Source organism: Vibrio campbellii CAIM 519 = NBRC 15631 = ATCC 25920 (assembly GCF_002163755.1).
GTDB classification, from domain to species: domain Bacteria; phylum Pseudomonadota; class Gammaproteobacteria; order Enterobacterales; family Vibrionaceae; genus Vibrio; species Vibrio campbellii.
Map to the genome: position 1 here is coordinate 2629530 of NZ_CP015863.1, position 19142 is coordinate 2648671.

Below are 19142 nucleotides of genomic sequence, written 5' to 3' on the forward strand. Positions count from 1 at the left end.
TATGAACGGACTTGGTTCCCTGAAGACTCGGCATATACTGCGAAAAATCATATACCAATTGCTATCCTTGTCACCGCACAGTACCAGTTTGGCCTATGGCACAACAATCTATGATTGCGGTGTCTTTAATATCACATCAAACAATAAAACGCTTGTTTGATTTGATATTGAGGGCAATTCATTTGCCCATCGAGTATGTAACATTCACTCTGTGATTAGGTGGTATTCATTACCACGATATCGTGATTACTACATTATAGATATTCACCGCAAAACTGTAGCACCAAATAGAGCGCAAACGGTTTGTATCTCAAAATTTTCCAGCCCCTATTCCACCAACTGCGTAAGCCACTCACGTAGACCTACGTGCGGTTAATTTTTTAGGCCCGAAAAACGAAAAATGCCCCGCAGCAATCTCTTGCTACAGGGCATGATTTAAAACGGCGTCTATATATTAAGAACCGATTCTAATTAAAGTGCTGCAAGGCTAAGGCAGAAGCCTGCAATAGTCGCTGCCATTAGGTTAGACAACGTACCAGCAAGAACTGCTTTAATACCCATGCGAGCGATATCTGAACGACGGTTTGGTGCAAGGCTACCTAGACCACCAAGTAGGATCGCGATAGAAGAAAGGTTCGCGAAGCCACATAGTGCGAATGAGATGATAGCTGTTGTCTTCTCAGACATTACTTCACCAGTTGCCGCAACGACTTGAGCGTTTTCACCAATGTAAGGAACAAAGTTCAAGTATGCAACGAATTCGTTGATTACTAGTTTCTGACCGATGAATGAACCAGCAACAACTGCTTCGTCCCATGGAACACCGATTAGGAATGCTAGTGGAGAGAACGCGTAACCTAGGATAAGTTCTAGTGTTAGTTCAGGCATACCGAACCAACCACCGATGCCACCTAGCATACCGTTGATAAGAGCAATAAGACCTACGAATGCGATTAGCATTGCACCAACGTTTAGTGCTAGTTGTAGACCAGAAGCCGCACCGCCCGCTGCTGCGTCGATTACGTTAGCTGGCTTCTCGTCGCCACCGTCCATTGCTTCTTCGATGTCTTCGTGAGGCTGGTCAGTCTCTGGGTGAAGAATCTTAGCGAATAGTAGACCACCCGGTGCTGCCATGAATGATGCAGCTACTAGGTACTCTAGAGGAACACCCATTGAAGCGTAACCTGCTAGTACACCACCAGCTACAGATGCTAGACCACCACACATTACCGCGAATAGCTCAGATTGAGTCATTTTTGGTACGAATGGACGAACAACTAGAGGTGCTTCAGTTTGACCTACGAAAATGTTAGCTGCTGCAGACATTGATTCCGCACGAGAAGTGCCAAGCGCTTTTTGTAGTGCACCACCAAGAATCTTGATAACCCACTGCATTACGCCAATGTAGTAAAGAACTGAAATCAGTGCAGAGAAAAAGATCAGTGTAGGAAGAACGCGGAATGCGAAGATGAAGCCGCCGCCGCCGAATACTTCGAACATCTTGTCAGAAACAAGACCACCGAATAGGAAAGATGAACCATCGTTACCGTAGTTGATAACGTTAGAAACACCAGTAGAGAAACCGTTTAGTAGATCACGGCCCCAAGGTACGTAAAGAACAAATGCACCAAGGATGAATTGGATAGCAAATGCGCCACCCACAGTTCTAAAGTTGATAGCTTTGCGGTTAGATGAGAATGCAAATGCAATAGCAAGAAGCACTACCATACCGACTAGGCTCATAAACAGGCTCATAGTTTATGACTTCCTTATAAGTTATTTATTGGCGTGTTACAAAATGGAGCTATAAAGCGGGGGCAATTATACTCATGCAGAATCAATTAAAGTAATGCCACCCTCACACTTTCTTATAAGATTCATCATTGATTCACTCCCGTTTGTGAGTTATCTCACAATAAGAAGGGAAACGTTTTCGCTTTTAAACACCATCTTTAGATTTTATTCACATATAAAGAAGGCAGAATTGCTATTTTCCCATAGCTGAGAGGCAATCGATTGCTTGCTTTCTGTATGCAACAGAGAGAGCTCATTCAATACATGAATCAGTTTTGAAGGGTGATTAGGCTCGCCCTGATAGCCAAGTATAGGCATATCCGGAGCGTCCGTTTCTAAAACGATATTCTCAAGTGATAATCTTTGAATCGCGTCGCGAGTTTTATTGGCTCTTGGATAGGTAATTGTGCCTCCGACTCCGATAAGAAAACCTAATCGAACCCATTCCATCGCCTGCTGATGACTGCCAGAGAACGCGTGCAATACACCACCTTTAGGAAGCTTGGCAGCTTTGACTAGTTGGATGAGACGATTATGCGCTTTTCGGCTGTGTAAAATAACGGGCAGATCGAACCGTCTTGCCAGTTCGAATTGCAACTCCAGTGCCTGCTCTTGAAGCTCGGTGGGAACATCTATTGCAAAATCCAAACCGCACTCTCCTATCGCAACGCATTGTCGCTTGGACGAGGAAAGTAACGATTCCAGCTCTGGAACAGACTGCTCAAACCCTGTTTGTAGAAAATAGGGATGAAAGCCCAGCGCGTAATAAAGGTCAGAGTATTGGTTGGCCAGCGCTTGAATACGAGCCCAGTTACTCGGCCCGACGGAAGGAATCAAGATACGCTCTACTCCTTGGTCACGCGCAAGCTCAACTTGATTTGCAAAGTCATCCTGGAAGACCTCGAAGTCAAAATGGCAGTGGGTATCAAACAGTTTCATTGTTTGCTTTCTCTTGCTCTGCTTTTTTAGCAGGCTCGTCTTCATGAACCGGGTCTTGTTTATACGGTACACAACTGCGCTTTTGATCAGGCGTTAGCCCCATCTCTTTGCACCAATCGTCATAGCGTTTGAGTCCTTTCTTAAACCAGCTCATTGCAACCTCTTCTGTTTAACAAACAAAAACCGCCGTTAGCTAAGTGTATAGCTAACGGCGGCTTATGATCTAGTACGCGATATAAAGCGAGTTAGATTCGATTAGTGCTCACGAGTCGCACGGAAATCGATATCAGGGAAACGCTCTTGCGCTAGGTTTAGGTTAACCATAGTTGGCGCGATGTACGTTAGGTTATCACCACCGTCCAATGCTAGGTTAGTTTGGTTCTTACGTTGGAACTCATCCAATTTCTTCGCATCGCCACACTCAACCCAACGAGCGGTTGCTACGTTTACACCTTCGTAAATCGCTTCAACGTTGTATTCTGACTTCAAGCGAGCCACAACCACGTCAAACTGAAGCACACCAACCGCACCTACGATCAGGTCGTTGTTTTGCAATGGACGGAATACCTGTACCGCACCTTCTTCAGAAAGCTGAACCAGACCTTTCAGTAGCTGTTTCTGCTTCAATGGATCTTTTAGACGAATACGACGGAACAGTTCTGGCGCAAAGTTTGGAATACCAGAGAACTTCAGCGCTTCACCTTGAGTGAATGTATCACCAATTTGAATCGTACCGTGGTTGTGTAGACCAATGATGTCACCCGCGTAAGCGTGTTCTGCACGAGAACGGTCACCCGCCATAAAGGTAACCGCATCTGAGATACTTACTTGCTTGCCAAGACGAACGTGGTTCATCTTCATACCTTGTGTGTAAGTACCCGATACGATACGCATGAAGGCGATACGGTCACGGTGTTTTGGATCCATGTTTGCTTGGATCTTAAATACGAAGCCTGAGAACTTGTCTTCTGTCGCTTCCACATCACGCTCTACCGCTTGACGAGTTTTCGGCGCTGGCGCCCACTCAGTTAAGCCATCTAGCATGTGGTCAACACCAAAGTTACCTAGTGCTGTACCGAAGTAAACTGGCGTTAGTTCACCAACAAGGAATGCTTCGTGATCAAACTCAGGGCAAGCGCCCATAACAAGCTCAAGCTCTTCACGAACGCTTGCGGCTAGGCTTTCACCTACTTTCTCATCAAGTTCAGGGTTGTCTAGACCTTTGATGATGCGAACTTCTTGGATCTCGTGACCGTGGCCAGATTCATACAGAATCGTTTCGTCACGGTGAATATGGTAAACGCCTTTAAACTCTTTACCACAGCCGATTGGCCACGTAATTGGCGCACACATCATGCCAAGTTCGTTTTCTACCTCATCCAATACTTCCATTGGATCACGAACGTCACGGTCAAGTTTGTTCATGAAGGTTACGATTGGCGTGTCACGCAGACGCGTTACTTCCATCAGCTTACGAGTACGATCCTCGACACCTTTCGCCGCATCGATAACCATTAGACATGAGTCAACCGCCGTTAGAGTACGGTAAGTATCTTCCGAGAAGTCTTCGTGTCCAGGAGTATCAAGTAGGTTTACCAGACAATCGTTGTAAGGGAACTGCATTACAGAAGTAGTAACCGAGATACCACGTTCCTTTTCCATTTCCATCCAGTCTGATTTTGCGTGCTGTGCGTTACCACGACCTTTAACCGTACCTGCTTTTTGGATCGCGTTTCCGAATAACAGTACTTTTTCAGTAATGGTGGTTTTACCCGCATCCGGGTGAGAAATAATAGCGAACGTTCTGCGCTTAGAAACTTCGCCTAAAAAAAGGGGATTTGACATTAGTTTATCTTCTAAATTACTTTCATGCTCACAAAATGGGCAAGCATATCTACTATTCGATATTGTGCGTATTCTCGCTTATTATCGCTATGCTAGCAAACAGGAAAGACATGAACTCAATGTGCTCAGTTCATTTCTCTCTTTCACAAAGGCTCACATGCCCTAGCGCCAGCAATCGAAAACTAGCTCCACACAAGAGATGTAAAAAATTAAAAAAATTATTATTACATGTTCACAAGCCTCGAAGTCAGATAAGCATTTATAGCGTAAGTGTTGATGAGGTAATTCGTAGTGAATTAAAACTAAATCACAAATAGGTAACTCAGAATGATGGCGTCCTCTTTACCATTGCCCGTTCTGGCTGGGTAATAGTTGTAACGACGGTCCACTTCATTGAAGCCTGCTTGCTCATAAATATGGATAGCTGAGTGGTTACTTTCGCGCACTTCCAACCAGGCGCTCTCTGCTTTCGCTTGCTCGCAGTGTTCGATAAATGCATCCAGCAATTTTTGCCCTAGCCCTTTCCCCTGTTGAGAGGGTGCGATGGCAATATTTAATAGCGTCACTTCTCCGACAATATTCTGTCCGTAGAAGTAACCAATCACTTGAGCACCTTCCAGCATCACATGATGGCAAGCGCCGCGACTGGATAAGTCACGCACCAAAGATTCTGCCCAAGGGTGAGAATGCGCTTGTTGCTCGATCTGCCAAACTTGGTCGAGGTGCTCAGCACGCATCGGCGTAATTTCAATTGTCACGCGTTAGCTCCGTTAAGAGTACGAACAGATTTGTTGCCACAATGCGCGGCGTTGTTCGTTGTTGCCATCAATATCTTGTAATAGCGGTGACGTCAGTTGCTTAGCATTAATGCTGGCATCTGCCTCACAGCCTGCGAACCACACCCATTCTAGTTGATGCTCACCCAGCATGGATAAGCGCTCAGGCTCTAGGTGCAGAGCGTCGTCGAGCGTGAGCTTAATGCTTTTTAATACACGCTCAAACATCAAAGCTGTCTCGTTTTCTGGACACATTGGCGATACCAATAGTAGTTTACAAGAACTCTGCAAATCCAATAATGGCGATTGATAGCCTTCCAGTCTTTCTGGGTGACTCAGCTCCCAAGTGCTGATCCCCATTTCGTGTAAATATTGTTTCTCGTTAATTGACATCTTTTGTCACCTATTTGAACGAGGCAATCCTATCAAAATTTCGTATTTAAAGTCAGAGGTGTTATGAAGCTTTTCCAATCACTCGCTATTACGTTACTTATCGCAACCACCAGCTTTAACACTTTCGCTAAGGATAGCAACGATGGTTGGGAGCTGATCGCCGAAAAAACCGTGAGCTTCCAAACTGAAACCGACACAGTAGAACCAAACGGTCTGTTTAAGAATCGTCAGTTCAGCAAGATCAAAATCAAGTGCACTCAAGGCACCATGAGCATTAAGAAAATGAAAGTGACCATGACCGACGGCAGTGAGAAAAAGCTCAAAACTATGGTTGGCACTCTGACAAAAGGCATGTCGACACGCCCTTGGACATTACCCGGATCTGAAGACGCGAAGTTCAAACGTCTAGAGATGGAATACAAAAGCTGGGGCAACATGACACTGAATGCCGCTGGTATGAGCAAAAAAGCAAAAATCGAAATCTGGGGTAAGAAGCGCGTTAAAGAGCAGGATTAAACCGCTTTCCTATTGACGACTGAAAAATAGCCCGCTCAAAAACAAAGCCCGCTTTTTACAGCGGGCTTTGTCATTCAATTTAGCGATTATAGCTCAGAGAACTCTGGTGAATAATCGATGCGACCTGAACGTCCGTCACATTGCCCTTCCACCAATTCTGCGACGCGAAATACACCTTGTGGTACTTCCCACGCACAATCGAAGCCCATCTCTTCGCTGGCTCTAAAACCTTGACGCCCGTAGTAGTCAGGAGCGCCCAACACCACACACACTGGGTAACCAAAATCACGTAGTGAATCAAAGCCTTCTTTGATCAACTCAGCTGCAATACCTTGGCGACGGTAATCTTCATGTACAGCCAAAGGCGCAAGACCTTGCCACGACAAATCTTCACCATTCAACGTCACAGGGCTAAACAGCGCGTGACCAACCACTTCACCTTCATCGGTGCATGCCACCAAAGACAAAGTGAGCTTACCGTTTTCACGCAAACTCATCACTAAGTTGGCTTCCGCTTCCGTTGGGAAGGCATGTTTTAATAAGCGGTCAATGGTGAGAATGTCCGCAGGGGCTTCAGTTCGAATAAGCATTCGCTACTCCGGTTTCTTGTGCAGGCGCTTGAACCCCTTTCTGAACAAAGTCAGCCAATTGGTTCAGTGCTACTTGCATCGCTTTTGGTAACTGCTCTAAGTCGACACTGTCCATCAGGTTTTTCACTTCTAAGCCTAGCTCAGTGTCGCCTTCAATAGAAAGACGACGTTGGAAGAACAGTGTATCAGGGTCTTCTTTACGACCAGCAATAAGTACTAGGTCGTTAAGGTTACCACTAAAACTCACATCTTCCTGAACCGGTTTCTTTGCTACCACTAATTTTTCGTCTTGGTAGCTGATATACCATGCTAAGTTCAAGTCTTTAATCGCAACTTTCAGCCACTTATCTTCAAGGAATTCAAAATCGCCATCTTCAAGCGCTTCTTTAAATACCATTTTCAAACCTTCTAACAAGGCTTTTTTCTGAACAGTTTGTGGCAATAACTGGACTGGAGATCGCAAAATTGATGCTGCGTTCTTTACTAGTTGACTGCGAATCTTGTTTAACACGCTAATTATCCGTTACTTTGTCATAAGGTCGCCTATATTACGCAATAGCGTAATACCAGTACCTGTTGTGTATCAATAAATCTGTTTGTTTTAGAAGTAGGCAGTTTTTCTCACTCAAGCGTCGTTTTTTTGACCTTACGTGTATTATTGACGCTAAGTCGTGGATAAACGCTTTAATAACGGTATGTTCAAAGTTATAGTTATCAAAATAGCGTTTTTATTACACGGACGAATAATCAGGCTCATTGGAGATCGGTAACACCTTAATGCCTTCCCAGCAATTACAACATTGGTTTGCAACGCTTACCTCAAATAGCCCATTCTTTTTTGCTATTCTTGATAATAAACACAATTATCGAATGGTGAGTGATCGCTATTGTGACATTGCAGGCTTAAGACACGACGACATCGTTGGTCTAAACGACAGCCAAGTACTGGGAGAGCAGTTCTACAAAAAGCTCACGCCCTAATACCAACGCGCGTTCAAAGGCGATCATGTTGAAGCAGAAATCACGCTAGACGAGACCGACCTTGAAACCAGCCTTCACTTCAGTCTTTCTCCGGTTCATGAAGAAAACGAAATCCGCTTCGTGGTTTTCCATGCCATAGATACGTCTGAAAAACAAATTCTGGTTCGCTCGTTAGAAGAGTCAGAAAGCAAATTCGCCAAGTTAACTCAACTCCTACCTGACGGTTTGTTATTGGTGGAAGATGACATCATCATTTCTGCCAACCCAGCCTCCGCACGTTTACTCGGGTTGAATTCACCACATGAGCTACTTGGTGAAGAGCTGACTCGGCTATTTATCGATGAAAACAGCAAAAAAGTCTTCACCCATCGCATCAGTACGCTGCTTTCTGAAAAACCTTTTGTGTGCCTGACTAGCGCGCGTTGTGGGTTCGAACGAAAAGTACAGTTGCATGCCGATACCACGGCGATTCTCGGTAGTGATTCTCAAATCATTTTGATTCAAGACGCCGATGACGCACCAAAGCTGCTCTCTTCCAACTCCAACGGAGACGCGCACATCGATTCGCTGACCAAGCTGTATAACCGCTTTGGCTTTACCAAGCGACTAGAACAACTCATCAAGAGTCAGACACCGCTGCTGGTTTTCTACCTCGATATCGATAACTTTAAGAACATTAACGACTCACTGGGCCATCACATCGGTGACAAAGTGATTCAAGAAGTCTCCGCCCGCCTAAAACGTTCTTTACCTAATCAAGCCATCATTGGTCACTTGGGTGGCGACGAATTTGGCATTATCCTGCCTGAGCCAGAAAACACTCGCATGGCGGAGATCCTCTCTGAGCGCATTATTTCTCTGATCAACCAACCTTTCGATCTGCATCATTTCAGTAAACGCCTTGCGTGTTCTATCGGTAGTGTCCGCTATCCAGAAGATGGACAAGACGCGCGCATTCTACTGCAAAACGCTGATACCGCGATGTACGAAGCAAAAGATCGCGGTCGTAATCGTCTGATTAAATTTAATGATCAGATGAACAAAGAGGCGCGCATGCGTTTGTGGCTGGAGATTGAGCTACAAAAAGCCTTGCAGCAAAACGGCTTGGAAGTGTGGTACCAACCAAAAGTTAACGCACGTGACTTCAGCATTAACGGTGCCGAAGCACTTGTGCGTTGGAAACACCCAGTCGAAGGCTACATCAGCCCGGGCGCATTTATCCCCGTAGCAGAGCGTGCAGGCTTGATTGAAAACCTTGGTCGCGTGGTCATGCGTGATGTGTTTAACACAGTAAAACGCTGGAAACTGCAAGGCATTCTACCGGGACGCGTGGCGATCAACCTCTCTCCAGAGCAGTTTGGTAACCCACAACTGATCGACTACATGGAGAAGTTACTGCGCACGACCGAACTTGACCCAAGCTGCATTACCTTCGAGCTAACAGAAAGTGCGGTAATGAGCGACAGCGAACACACTTTGCAAATGCTTAATGCGATCAAGAAGCTTGGTTTCGCATTGTCTATCGATGACTTCGGTACAGGTTATTCTTCCCTTTCCTACTTAGCACGCTTCCCTATCGATGAGCTAAAAATCGACCGCGCGTTTATCAACGATATCGATACGCTCCCGAAACAGGTAACAGTGATTGAGAACATCATCAACCTTGGTAAATCATTGGATTTGACCGTGGTCGCCGAAGGTGTGGAAACCCACCAACAAGCGATACTGCTATCGAACCTGCAATGTAACTCGATTCAGGGCTTCCATTTTTACCGTCCTCAACCTAAACACGAGGTTGAAGAGTTGTTTGCGCAAAACCGCCGTCATAAGAACTGATCTCAACTGCAACAAAATCTGAGTGTTACCCCTTACTCTCAAGGGGTAAATCTCAACTTTATTGCGCTAAACCTAACTTAGGTCAATTTCGCTATTCATAATTCTTCATAAAATGCGGGCACCTTTTTATTCTCTATGATTGTGAGCATATGGAACTCTTGTGTCCTGCAGGTAACTTGCCTGCGCTAAAAACCGCGATTGATTGCGGTGCAGACGCCGTATACATCGGCTTTAAAGACGACACCAACGCTCGTCACTTTGCTGGTCTGAACTTCAACGGCAAGAAGCTAGAAAAAGCGGTGCAATACGTTCATGACCGCAACAAAAAGATCCACGTTGCACTTAACACTTTTGCCCACCCGAATGGTTTTGAACGTTGGACAAACGCTGTCGACAACGCAGCGGCACTGGGTGTCGATGCACTGATCGTGGCTGACATTGCGGTACTTGAGTACGCTGCTCACAAATACCCAGAGCTCGAACTGCACCTTTCTGTACAGGCATCAGCCACCAACGTTGCTGCGGTAGATTTCTACAAGCAAAACTTCAACGTCAAACGTGTTGTACTGCCTCGCGTACTGTCTATCCATCAGGTAAAACAGCTTTCTCGCAACATCACCAGCGATGTCGAGCTAGAAGTGTTTGCTTTTGGTAGCCTGTGCATCATGTCAGAAGGTCGCTGCTACCTGTCTTCATACATGACTGGCGAATCACCAAACACCGTTGGTGCGTGCTCTCCGGCGAAATACGTTCGCTGGCAAGAAACAGAAAACGGTCTGGAATCTCGTCTTAACGACATCCTGATCGATCGTTACAGCGCTGGTGAAAACGCGGGCTACCCAACCTTGTGTAAAGGTCGTTTCGAAGCTGAAATTGAAGGTGAGAAAAAACGCTACCACGCACTGGAAGAGCCAACCAGTTTGAACACCCTTTCTATGTTGCCTGAGCTGTTTGCTGCCAATGTCGCTTCCGTAAAAATTGAAGGTCGCCAACGTAGCCCTGCTTACGTAGAACAAGTGACGCGCACGTGGCGTGCAGCGATTGATCGTTACCAAGCAAATCCAGAGGCTTACCAAGTTGAAGCGGCTTGGAATGCAGCATTGGCAAACGTGTCTGAAGGTACGCAAACCACACTTGGTGCTTACCACCGTAAATGGCAGTAGAGGTTAAGATGGATAACTCAATGAAATACGCACTTGGTCCGTTGTTGTACTTCTGGCCAAAGCAAGACGTTGAAGCGTTTTATGAACAAGCGAAATCAAGCTCTGCGGACATCATCTACCTTGGTGAGACCGTATGTTCAAAACGTCGTGAAATGAAGCCTGCACATTGGTTTTATATCGCGAAAGAACTGTCTGCATCTGGCAAACAAGTCGTGCTTTCCACGATGGCGTTATTAGAAGCGCCAAGTGAAGTGAACATCATGAAGAAGTACATCGACAACGGTGACTTCGCGATTGAAGCCAACGATGTGTCTGCGGTTCAACTGGCTTCTGAGCACAAAGTGCCTTTCGTCGTTGGCCCAGCGGTTAACACTTACAACGCGCACACGCTTAACTTGTTCCTAAAACAGGGCATGATCCGCTGGTGTATGCCTGTAGAGCTGTCTCGCGAATGGCTAAGCAATACATTGGTTCAATGTGATGAACTTGGCATTCGCAATAAGTTTGAAGTGGAAGTATTTAGCCACGGCTACCTACCGCTGGCTTACTCGGCGCGCTGCTTTACCGCTCGTGCAGAAAACAAAGCTAAAGACGACTGCGAAACTTGCTGTATTAAGTACCCAACAGGTATCCAAGTAAGCAGCCAAGAAGGTCAGGAAGTATTTAACCTCAACGGCATCCAAACTCAGTCTGGTTACTGCTACAACCTGATCAACGATCTGCCAAGTATGGAAGGTTTGGTTGATGTGGTTCGTCTAAGCCCACTTGGCCTTAGCACCTTCTCTGAGCTAGACCAGTTCCGTTCCAATGAGAAAGGCACCAACCCAGGCAAGCTCCAAGACCGCCAATGTAACGGTTACTGGCATCAACTTGCTGGCTTAGAGGTGAAAAACATCTAAGCCCTAATCAGGGTTTCAAGCCAATAAAAAAGCGAGGTACTGACCTCGCTTTTTCGTATTAATATTCGGTTAAGAGACTTGAACACTCGGCTCTGGAGAGCTCTCATTCATTATCTTCTTAATATCACGCCACAACATTGTCATCACCACCAGACTCAAGGCGATGTTAGACAATGGGAACGCAATCCAAATACCCGTCACTCCCAATAACTTCGGCATGATGAACAAGAAAGGCAATTGAATCACCATATTACCAATGGTCACAAACATCGCTTTGCTGCCTTTGTTTACCGATTGGTAGTACGCCGCCGCAACCACTAAGAAGCCATCTAAGAACAGCGCAAACATGTGTAGACGGATACCGACCACCGTCGCATCAATCAGATGTTGGTCTGCGTTGTTGAACACCGACACAAACTCGTAAGGGAAGATGTTCATGAGAATAACAAACGCGACACCACCGAGTACTGACGTGCCCATTGCGACCTTCAACAGCTTACGAATATTGTCTTGATTGCGTGCACCATGGTTATAGCTCACCAAAGGCTGCATACCATTAGCAATGCCTTCAGCGATCAAGTAGTAGACTGTCACGATATAACCCAAGATGGCGTAAGCACCAATCAACAACGCACTACCGTACTGGGCAAATAATGCATTGTGCAGCGCAACCATCATTGAGCCATACGCATACATAAAGAAGCTAGACGTGCCTATCATGACAATCTTAGGAATGACATCAAACTGCATCTTCAAATCGCCGAAAGACAAGCGCATGTTTGCTCTGGAAGTAAAGAAGTACCCTACCCCCAAAATCGTCACAACCATCTGCGCCAGAGCGGTCGCAATTGCAGCACCGGTAAGCTCCCAGCCCAGCCAAGCGATAAAGATATAGTCGAGCACGATATTGATTACCGCGCCGATCACCATCAAGATGGTGGCTAAGTTAGGGCTATCATTATTACGCAGCAAAAACGGTACTGCAATCGAACCCAGCGAGAACACACACGCGACACTCAGGATATGCAGGTACTGCAAACCAAGCTCGTAAACACGATCTTCAGCGCCCTGCCAGCGAATAAATTCATCGGCGAAGAAAAACAAGGTTGTCGCCACTATTGGCATCAGAGCGACTAAAAGCAATAGACCAGTTGAGAGAATGCGTTTCGCGCCCTCACTGTCTTTTTCACCTTGTTTGATAGAGGCGAGTGCGCCCGTACCTACACCCACCATCATACCGATACCGAGTATCGAGCCGATAATTGGCCAAGCAACGTTGATCCCCGCTAATCCGTCAGCACCGACATACCGACCGATAAAGATACCATCCACCACTTGATACAAGCCGTTAACCAGCATGGCTGCAACGGTCGGAATTGTGTATTTCCAAAACTGTTTATAAATAGAGTTTTGCATGACTACCACCAATAGTTAGCAAAGCTAACTAAATTGATAAAAGAATAAAAATAGGTTTAATTTCCTAGCGCTTTATCTAATAGCGCTTTCAATTGCTGTGCTTCTTTCGCATCCAACTTACGCATAAGCTGCTGTGAAATATCTTTATACACCACTTGTTCCAAAGACATTTCAGCTATCACTTCTTCCGTTAATAGCACGCGTTTAGAGCGAGCATCTTCGTTACAAGCAATACGCCTTACCAAGCCCTTTTTCTCCAAACGAACCACCATATTTGAAGCCGAAGGTTTGGTAACTTGAAGCTCTTCCGCTAAGTCGGTAATGCGTACACCTTCTGGGTGCAGTTGAATCACTCGCAAGTAATCAAACTCATTAAAACTCAGGTGCGAAAGTGGATCTTCTTTAGCATAAACACGCCACGCTTTGGCACAAAAGCGTTCTAAATCAATCAGGCTTTTTTCTAATGCCATTATGCTTTGCCCATTTAGTTAGCAAGGCTAACTATTTTAGTGAAGACATCCAAGTTCTTCAAGCACAAAAAAGCCGCTCTGGTTGAGCGGCTCATGGTTATTTTTCTTCTTATTGCTCTTGCTCAGCTTTGAGCTTAGCAAGTTGTTCTTGCTGCAACTGATCGTAGATTTGCGCCAACTCCAAGAAAGAGTAACGGTGCTCTACGTATTCATAAACGTTGAAAGAGATCGCCAGCTTGTACAACGAAATCGCGTCAGCAATATCACCCTCGAGTTGGTAACGCTTACCAAGGTAGAAGTAAGTTTCTGTTAAACGCTCAGCAAGGCGGTAGTTCTCACGCGTGCCATCCATGATAGCTTTAAGCGCAGCATCATCAGACACGTCACGCAGCATGATCGCAACTAAAACCCAGCCCCACTCTTCGCTTCGATCGCGTTGGTAACGTTTCTCTAAGTTCGCTTTTGCTTGCTCTGGGTTTTGTTCAGCTTCAATGATGTAAAGCCACAGTGCGCGAAACGGGTCACTCGGCATTTCTTCATAATGCTTAGTCATGTCTTCCAGAGCTAGGTCGATGCGGCCGCCGTAATACAAAGCTATCGCACGGTTACGCTCTGCGTATGAATTCTCTGGTGCTAGCTCTAATGTCGAATCGAACGCTTCGTAAGCCGCATCAAACTCGCCAACTTGAGTGAAATACACGCCTAGTAGGTTAAAGATGTCTGGTTGAGCAGGGTTAAGTTGCAAAGACTGATTGAAGTCCAAACGAGCAAGATCACGCAGGCCAACACTGTCATAGTAGTTACCACGCTCGTAATGCATCTTAGCGCGAACTTCATCACTCAGGTCTGGACGCTGTAAAAGCTGGGAAAGGCGCGCAATCTGAACTTCTTGTTGCACGCTTGGTTGTAGCGGTACCGCCATCGGAGGGTAGATCCACTGTTGTGCCGATTGTTGAGAGGTATTAGCACAACCGGTCAGCGCGATAGCAACACATAAACTTGCGGTTTGAAACCATTTCACTAATTGGTACTCCTGTTTGGACCGCTCTGGGTCTGTTTCTCTTTATGCACTATAGGCTAGTTAACTTCGCTTGAGGCGATAATTGGTGAAACAGGCCAAAAAAAAGGGGAGCGAAAATGCTCCCCTTTTATAGCATGCTTTCAGGCTCTTAAGCTAATAAAAGACCAAAAGTCGAAACTTAGATTACTCGCCTTTTGCTTCAGAAGCGTCGTTTGCTTCTTCTGCTGGCTTCTCTACTGCTTCTTTCATACTTAGACGTACACGGCCTTGACGGTCAATTTCAAGAACTTTAACTTGAACTTCTTGACCTTCAGTTAGGTAGTCAGACACTTTCTCAACGCGTTTTTCAGCGATTTGAGAGATGTGTACTAGACCATCTTTACCAGGAAGAACCGTTACGAATGCACCAAAGTCAGCCAAACGTGCAACTTTACCAGTGTAGATACGACCTACTTCAACTTCAGCAGTGATCTCTTCGATACGGCGGATAGCTTCTTTCGCTGCTGCACCTTCAGTTGCTGCAATCTTGATAGTACCGTCGTCTTCGATTTCGATAGTTGTACCAGTCTCTTCAGTTAGAGCACGGATAACTGCACCACCTTTACCGATAACGTCTTTGATCTTCTCTGCGCTGATCTTCATTGTGTGAATGCGAGGAGCGAATTCAGAGATGTCTTCACGAGCACCAGAGATAGCTTCATCCATTACAGATAGGATGTGCTTACGTGCACCTTGAGCTTGGTTAAGCGCAATTTGCATGATCTCTTTAGTGATACCTTCGATCTTGATGTCCATTTGAAGTGCAGTGATACCAGTGTTAGTACCTGCTACTTTAAAGTCCATGTCACCTAGGTGGTCTTCGTCACCAAGGATGTCAGAAAGAACCACGAAGTCGTCGCCTTCTTTAACAAGACCCATTGCGATACCCGCAACAGAAGACTTGATTGGCACACCTGCGTCCATAAGAGCAAGAGAAGTACCACATACAGAAGCCATTGAAGAAGAACCGTTAGATTCAGTGATTTCCGATACAACACGTACTGTGTATGGGAACTCATCAACAGAAGGCATTACTGCTGCGATACCGCGTTTCGCCAGTTTACCGTGACCGATTTCACGACGCTTAGGAGAACCTACAAAACCAGTTTCGCCTACACAGTATGGAGGGAAGTTGTAATGTAGTAGGAAGTGATCTTTACGCTCACCCGTTAGTTCGTCGATGATTTGAGCGTCACGCTGCGTACCTAGAGTCGCAGTTACTAGCGCCTGAGTTTCACCACGAGTAAATAGTGAAGAACCGTGAGTACGAGGAAGAACACCAGTACGTACGTCAAGCGCACGAACCATGTCTTTTTCACGACCGTCGATACGTGGGTTACCAGCGATGATGCTGCGACGTACAACCGTCTTCTCTAGATCGTGGAAGATAGTGTGGATCTCTTTTGTGTTTGCTTCTGGATCTTCAGCAAGCAGCACTTCGTTAACTTCACCAGCGATCTCGTGGATGCGGTCGTAACGAGCCATCTTCTCAGTGATTTGGTAAGCTTCAACCAGTTTTGCTTCAGCAAGTTCAGCAATCTTAGTTACCAGCGCAGTGTTCTCTGCTGGAGCAACCCAATCCCAAGCAGGAGTAGCAACTTCAGCTTTGAATTCGTTGATTGCTTTGATCACAGCTTGTTGTTGATCGTGACCGAATACAACAGCAGATAGCATTTCTTCTTCAGTTAGGTTGTCAGCTTCTGATTCAACCATTAGTACTGCAGATTCAGTACCCGCAACAACTAGGTCTAGCTTAGATGTTTCTAGCTCAGTGTTGCTTGGGTTAAGTACTAGTTGACCATCGATGTGACCAACACGCGCAGCACCGATAGGACCGTTGAACGGAATACCAGAGATAGCTAGCGCAGCAGACGTACCAATCATTGTTGGGATGTCTGGTTGAACGTCTGGGTTCACAGATACTACTGTTGCAATAACTTGTACTTCGTTTTTGAATGCATCTGGGAATAGTGGACGGATTGGACGGTCGATTAGACGAGCCGTTAGCGTTTCGCCTTCAGAAGGACGACCTTCACGCTTGAAGAAACCACCAGGGATTTTACCTGCTGCGTAAGTACGCTCTTGGTAGTTAACTGTTAGAGGGAAAAAGTCTTGACCTTCAACCGCTTCTTTTTTACCAACTACAGAAACGAATACTGCTGTATCGTCCATAGTAACCATTACTGCAGCCGTAGCTTGACGTGCGATAACGCCAGTTTCTAGAGTAACTGTGTGGTTACCATACTGGAACGTTTTAACAACTGGTTTTTCGAACATTGTTATTCCTTGTTTCCAAGCGCATCGATTGATTTGCTTAGAGAGTATTGATTGATACCCAAGGCATTACGAATCGCGACTAGTAAAAACAAACTAATGTGGCGTTCAGTTCACTTTTAATAGTCGCGACCTTTTGGTCGACGTGGTTGACTGTAATGCAATGAGCCTAGTGAAAATCTCTAAACGAGATTGAGCCGCGTGTAGTATAACGGCATAAGTCTGATTTGGCTAAGCTATAGCAGTCAAAATAAGTAACGGGCAACAAAAAAGGGGCATAAAGCCCCTTTTAGACAAACTGCTATGCAGTCGCTGATTAGCGACGTAGGCCTAGACGCTTGATTAGGTCTTGGTAGCGAGCTAGATTTTTACCTTTTAGGTAGTCTAGAAGCTTACGACGACGAGAAACCATACGTAGAAGACCACGACGGCTGTGGTGATCGCCTTTGTGTGCTTTGAAGTGACCTTGTAGGTGGTTGATAGAAGCTGTAAGTAGAGCTACTTGAACTTCTGGTGAACCAGTGTCGCCTTCGCCTTGTGCGTATTCTGCAACGATTGCTGCTTTAGTTTCTGCATTCAGAGACATAATTCTCTCCTAATAAGAGTAGGTTTAAAGTTGTAGCAGCCAATCTCTGATTCAGCCGCTACGCGAAGCGCGAATTATAGGGAAGTTTCCTCACCCGCGCAATATAAAAATACCGGCATTATCGCCGGTATTTTCTAGAGCTTAGTGAAGTTACTCTTCGTCACGGAAAACCACCAAACGTTTTGGTGCCACTTTTCCATCGTCGTTCACTTCAGCAACGCCAATAAACAGCTTATCTTCACCAGAAGTCATGCGAATTGGGGTACCCTCTGGCGCACCCAGTACCTGCACTGGCATACCGTGTTGTACTAAGTTAGTTAGCTCAGCGTTTAGGTTTACCTCAGGCAAATCTTCAACGGCAGTGTCCATTGGCAACAGCAGTGGATCAAGCAACTCTTTCGGTGCTACTTCATCGCGATGTGCTTGTTCAAGCAACTCATTAAGTTGTTCTAGCGTCACCATTTTTTCGTATGGGTACTTAGCAACACCAGTACGACGAAGCATAGTCACGTGTGCGCCACAGCCAAGCATTTCACCTAGGTCATCAACGATAGTACGGATGTAAGTGCCTTTTGAGCAATGTACTTCCATCTCAACTTCATCACCTTCAAAACGGTGAAGTACGATTTCGTATACCTTGATCTTGCGAGATTCACGTGGCACTTCGATGCCTTTACGAGCGTACTCGTACAATGGCTTACCTTGGTACTTCAATGCTGAGAACATTGAAGGAACTTGGTCTGATTCACCACGGAACGTATCAATACACGCTTCTAACTTCTCTAGGTTCACATCAATAGGACGCGTCTCTACCACTTCGCCATCAGAGTCAGACGTATCAGTACGCTCACCTAACTTTGCGATTACGCGGTAGCGCTTGTCTGAATCTAACAAGAACTGAGAGAACTTGGTTGCTTCACCTAAGCAGATTGGCAACATGCCCGTCGCTAGTGGGTCCAATGCACCCGTATGACCCGCTTTCTCAGCAAAGTAGATACGCTTTACTTTTTGCAGTGCATCATTGGAAGAAATACCTGTTGGTTTGTCCAACAAGATAACGCCATTAATTGGACGACCTTTACGACGACGAGCCATTACTCTTCCCCTGCCTGATCTTCTTCGCGACCTGAATCTTGCTGTTTACGTTTATCTTCGTTCACAACCTCAGAAACTAGGTTCGACATGCGCATACCTTCTACTAGTGTGTTGTCGTAGTAGAAACGGATTTCAGGCGTTAGACGTAGGCGAATACGCTTACCAAGCATCATACGGATGTGCACTTCGTGCTCACGTAGTGCTGCTAAGCATGATTCTGGTGTTTGCTCACCCACACATAGGAAAGTAACAAATACTTTTGCGTAAGCAAGATCGCGTGACACTTCTACGTCTGAAATCGTAACCATGCCTAGGCGAGAGTCACGAACTTCACGTTGAAGGATCATCGCAAGTTCTTTTTGCAGCTGCTGTGATACGCGCTGCGTGCGGCTAAATTCTTTTGACATATTCATTCTCTTAAATAGAAAGAATGGGGGGATGGTCAAGCCAGCCCCCCATGGTGTATTCAACAACCAATTACTGTTTGTCTTTCAGACGGTTAGTAATTT

The 19142-nt window shown here is 45.7% G+C and carries 18 protein-coding genes and 1 pseudogene; 4 read left to right on the forward strand and 15 right to left on the reverse strand.

The annotated features are described in order from the left end of the window. Positions 1–471: 471 nt before the first annotated feature. The 6 genes from A8140_RS12595 to A8140_RS12615 all read right to left on the reverse strand — a co-directional run bounded on the left by A8140_RS12595 (position 472) and on the right by A8140_RS12615 (position 5747). Positions 472–1755, reverse strand: a complete 1284-nt coding sequence (locus tag A8140_RS12595; protein ID WP_005530304.1) for a NupC/NupG family nucleoside CNT transporter — start codon at positions 1753–1755, stop codon at positions 472–474. A gap of 204 nt (positions 1756–1959) precedes the next feature. After that, positions 1960–2733, reverse strand: coding sequence for a TatD family hydrolase (locus tag A8140_RS12600; protein ID WP_005530305.1), 774 nt, complete (start codon positions 2731–2733; stop codon positions 1960–1962). Beyond that, positions 2720–2887 carry a DUF5363 family protein gene (locus A8140_RS25405; protein ID WP_005530306.1) on the reverse strand — a complete coding sequence of 56 codons (168 nt, stop codon included), beginning with the start codon at positions 2885–2887 and terminating at the stop codon, positions 2720–2722. The genes A8140_RS12600 and A8140_RS25405 overlap by 14 nt, the downstream gene beginning before the upstream one ends. 101 nt (positions 2888–2988) lie before the next feature. Further along, complete coding sequence (gene prfC / locus A8140_RS12605; protein WP_005530307.1) at positions 2989–4578, reverse strand: peptide chain release factor 3; 1590 nt, start codon at positions 4576–4578, stop codon at positions 2989–2991. Positions 4579–4880: 302 nt separating this feature from the next. Next, positions 4881–5336 carry a ribosomal protein S18-alanine N-acetyltransferase gene (rimI, locus tag A8140_RS12610; RefSeq protein ID WP_005530308.1) on the reverse strand — a complete coding sequence of 152 codons (456 nt, stop codon included), beginning with the start codon at positions 5334–5336 and terminating at the stop codon, positions 4881–4883. Between the two features lie 12 nt (positions 5337–5348). Continuing rightward, on the reverse strand, positions 5349–5747 hold the full coding sequence (locus tag A8140_RS12615; RefSeq protein ID WP_005431900.1) for a DNA polymerase III subunit psi: 399 nt from the start codon (positions 5745–5747) through the stop codon (positions 5349–5351). A gap of 63 nt (positions 5748–5810) precedes the next feature. Between A8140_RS12615 and A8140_RS12620 the strand changes: the two genes are divergently transcribed. Next, positions 5811–6263, forward strand: a complete 453-nt coding sequence (locus A8140_RS12620; protein WP_005530309.1) for a hypothetical protein — start codon at positions 5811–5813, stop codon at positions 6261–6263. A gap of 86 nt (positions 6264–6349) precedes the next feature. Here the strand turns inward: A8140_RS12620 and A8140_RS12625 are convergent, their stop codons facing one another. Then, positions 6350–6853: a GNAT family N-acetyltransferase gene (locus A8140_RS12625; RefSeq protein WP_005530310.1), complete on the reverse strand. Its 504-nt coding sequence runs from the start codon at positions 6851–6853 to the stop codon at positions 6350–6352. Then, a complete protein-coding gene (gene ubiT, locus A8140_RS12630; RefSeq protein ID WP_005530312.1) occupies positions 6837–7364 on the reverse strand; it encodes a ubiquinone anaerobic biosynthesis accessory factor UbiT in 528 nt (175 codons plus the stop codon). Before ubiT ends, A8140_RS12625 begins: the two co-directional genes overlap by 17 nt. Before the next feature lie 266 nt (positions 7365–7630). Between ubiT and A8140_RS12635 the strand changes: the two are divergent. The 3 genes and pseudogenes from A8140_RS12635 (at position 7631) to A8140_RS12645 (ending at position 11732) form a co-directional block, all read left to right on the forward strand. Beyond that, positions 7631–9670, forward strand: a pseudogene (locus A8140_RS12635) (sensor domain-containing protein). 149 nt (positions 9671–9819) lie between these two features. Further along, complete coding sequence (gene ubiU, locus A8140_RS12640) at positions 9820–10833, forward strand: ubiquinone anaerobic biosynthesis protein UbiU (protein WP_005530314.1); 1014 nt, start codon at positions 9820–9822, stop codon at positions 10831–10833. 20 nt (positions 10834–10853) lie between these two features. Then, on the forward strand, positions 10854–11732 hold the full coding sequence (locus A8140_RS12645; protein WP_005530316.1) for a U32 family peptidase: 879 nt from the start codon (positions 10854–10856) through the stop codon (positions 11730–11732). A gap of 69 nt (positions 11733–11801) precedes the next feature. On the opposite strand, the gene vmrA is transcribed toward A8140_RS12645, so the two are convergent. The 7 genes from vmrA to rbfA all read right to left on the reverse strand — a co-directional run bounded on the left by vmrA (position 11802) and on the right by rbfA (position 19040). Continuing rightward, positions 11802–13148, reverse strand: a complete 1347-nt coding sequence (vmrA, locus tag A8140_RS12650; RefSeq protein ID WP_005530317.1) for a sodium-coupled multidrug efflux MATE transporter VmrA — start codon at positions 13146–13148, stop codon at positions 11802–11804. Between the two features lie 56 nt (positions 13149–13204). After that, positions 13205–13618 (reverse strand): MarR family winged helix-turn-helix transcriptional regulator, encoded by a 414-nt coding sequence (locus A8140_RS12655; RefSeq protein ID WP_005530319.1) that lies wholly within the window; start codon positions 13616–13618, stop codon positions 13205–13207. 109 nt (positions 13619–13727) lie between these two features. After that, complete coding sequence (nlpI, locus tag A8140_RS12660) at positions 13728–14639, reverse strand: lipoprotein NlpI (RefSeq protein ID WP_005530320.1); 912 nt, start codon at positions 14637–14639, stop codon at positions 13728–13730. A gap of 183 nt (positions 14640–14822) precedes the next feature. Further along, positions 14823–16955 carry a polyribonucleotide nucleotidyltransferase gene (gene pnp / locus A8140_RS12665; protein ID WP_005530322.1) on the reverse strand — a complete coding sequence of 711 codons (2133 nt, stop codon included), beginning with the start codon at positions 16953–16955 and terminating at the stop codon, positions 14823–14825. Positions 16956–17268: 313 nt separating this feature from the next. Continuing rightward, positions 17269–17538: a 30S ribosomal protein S15 gene (rpsO, locus tag A8140_RS12670; protein ID WP_005380094.1), complete on the reverse strand. Its 270-nt coding sequence runs from the start codon at positions 17536–17538 to the stop codon at positions 17269–17271. Between the two features lie 150 nt (positions 17539–17688). Then, complete coding sequence (truB, locus tag A8140_RS12675) at positions 17689–18633, reverse strand: tRNA pseudouridine(55) synthase TruB (RefSeq protein WP_005530324.1); 945 nt, start codon at positions 18631–18633, stop codon at positions 17689–17691. Next, positions 18633–19040, reverse strand: coding sequence for a 30S ribosome-binding factor RbfA (rbfA, locus tag A8140_RS12680; protein WP_005431935.1), 408 nt, complete (start codon positions 19038–19040; stop codon positions 18633–18635). Before rbfA ends, truB begins: the two co-directional genes overlap by 1 nt. Between the last annotated feature and the right edge of the window lie 102 nt (positions 19041–19142).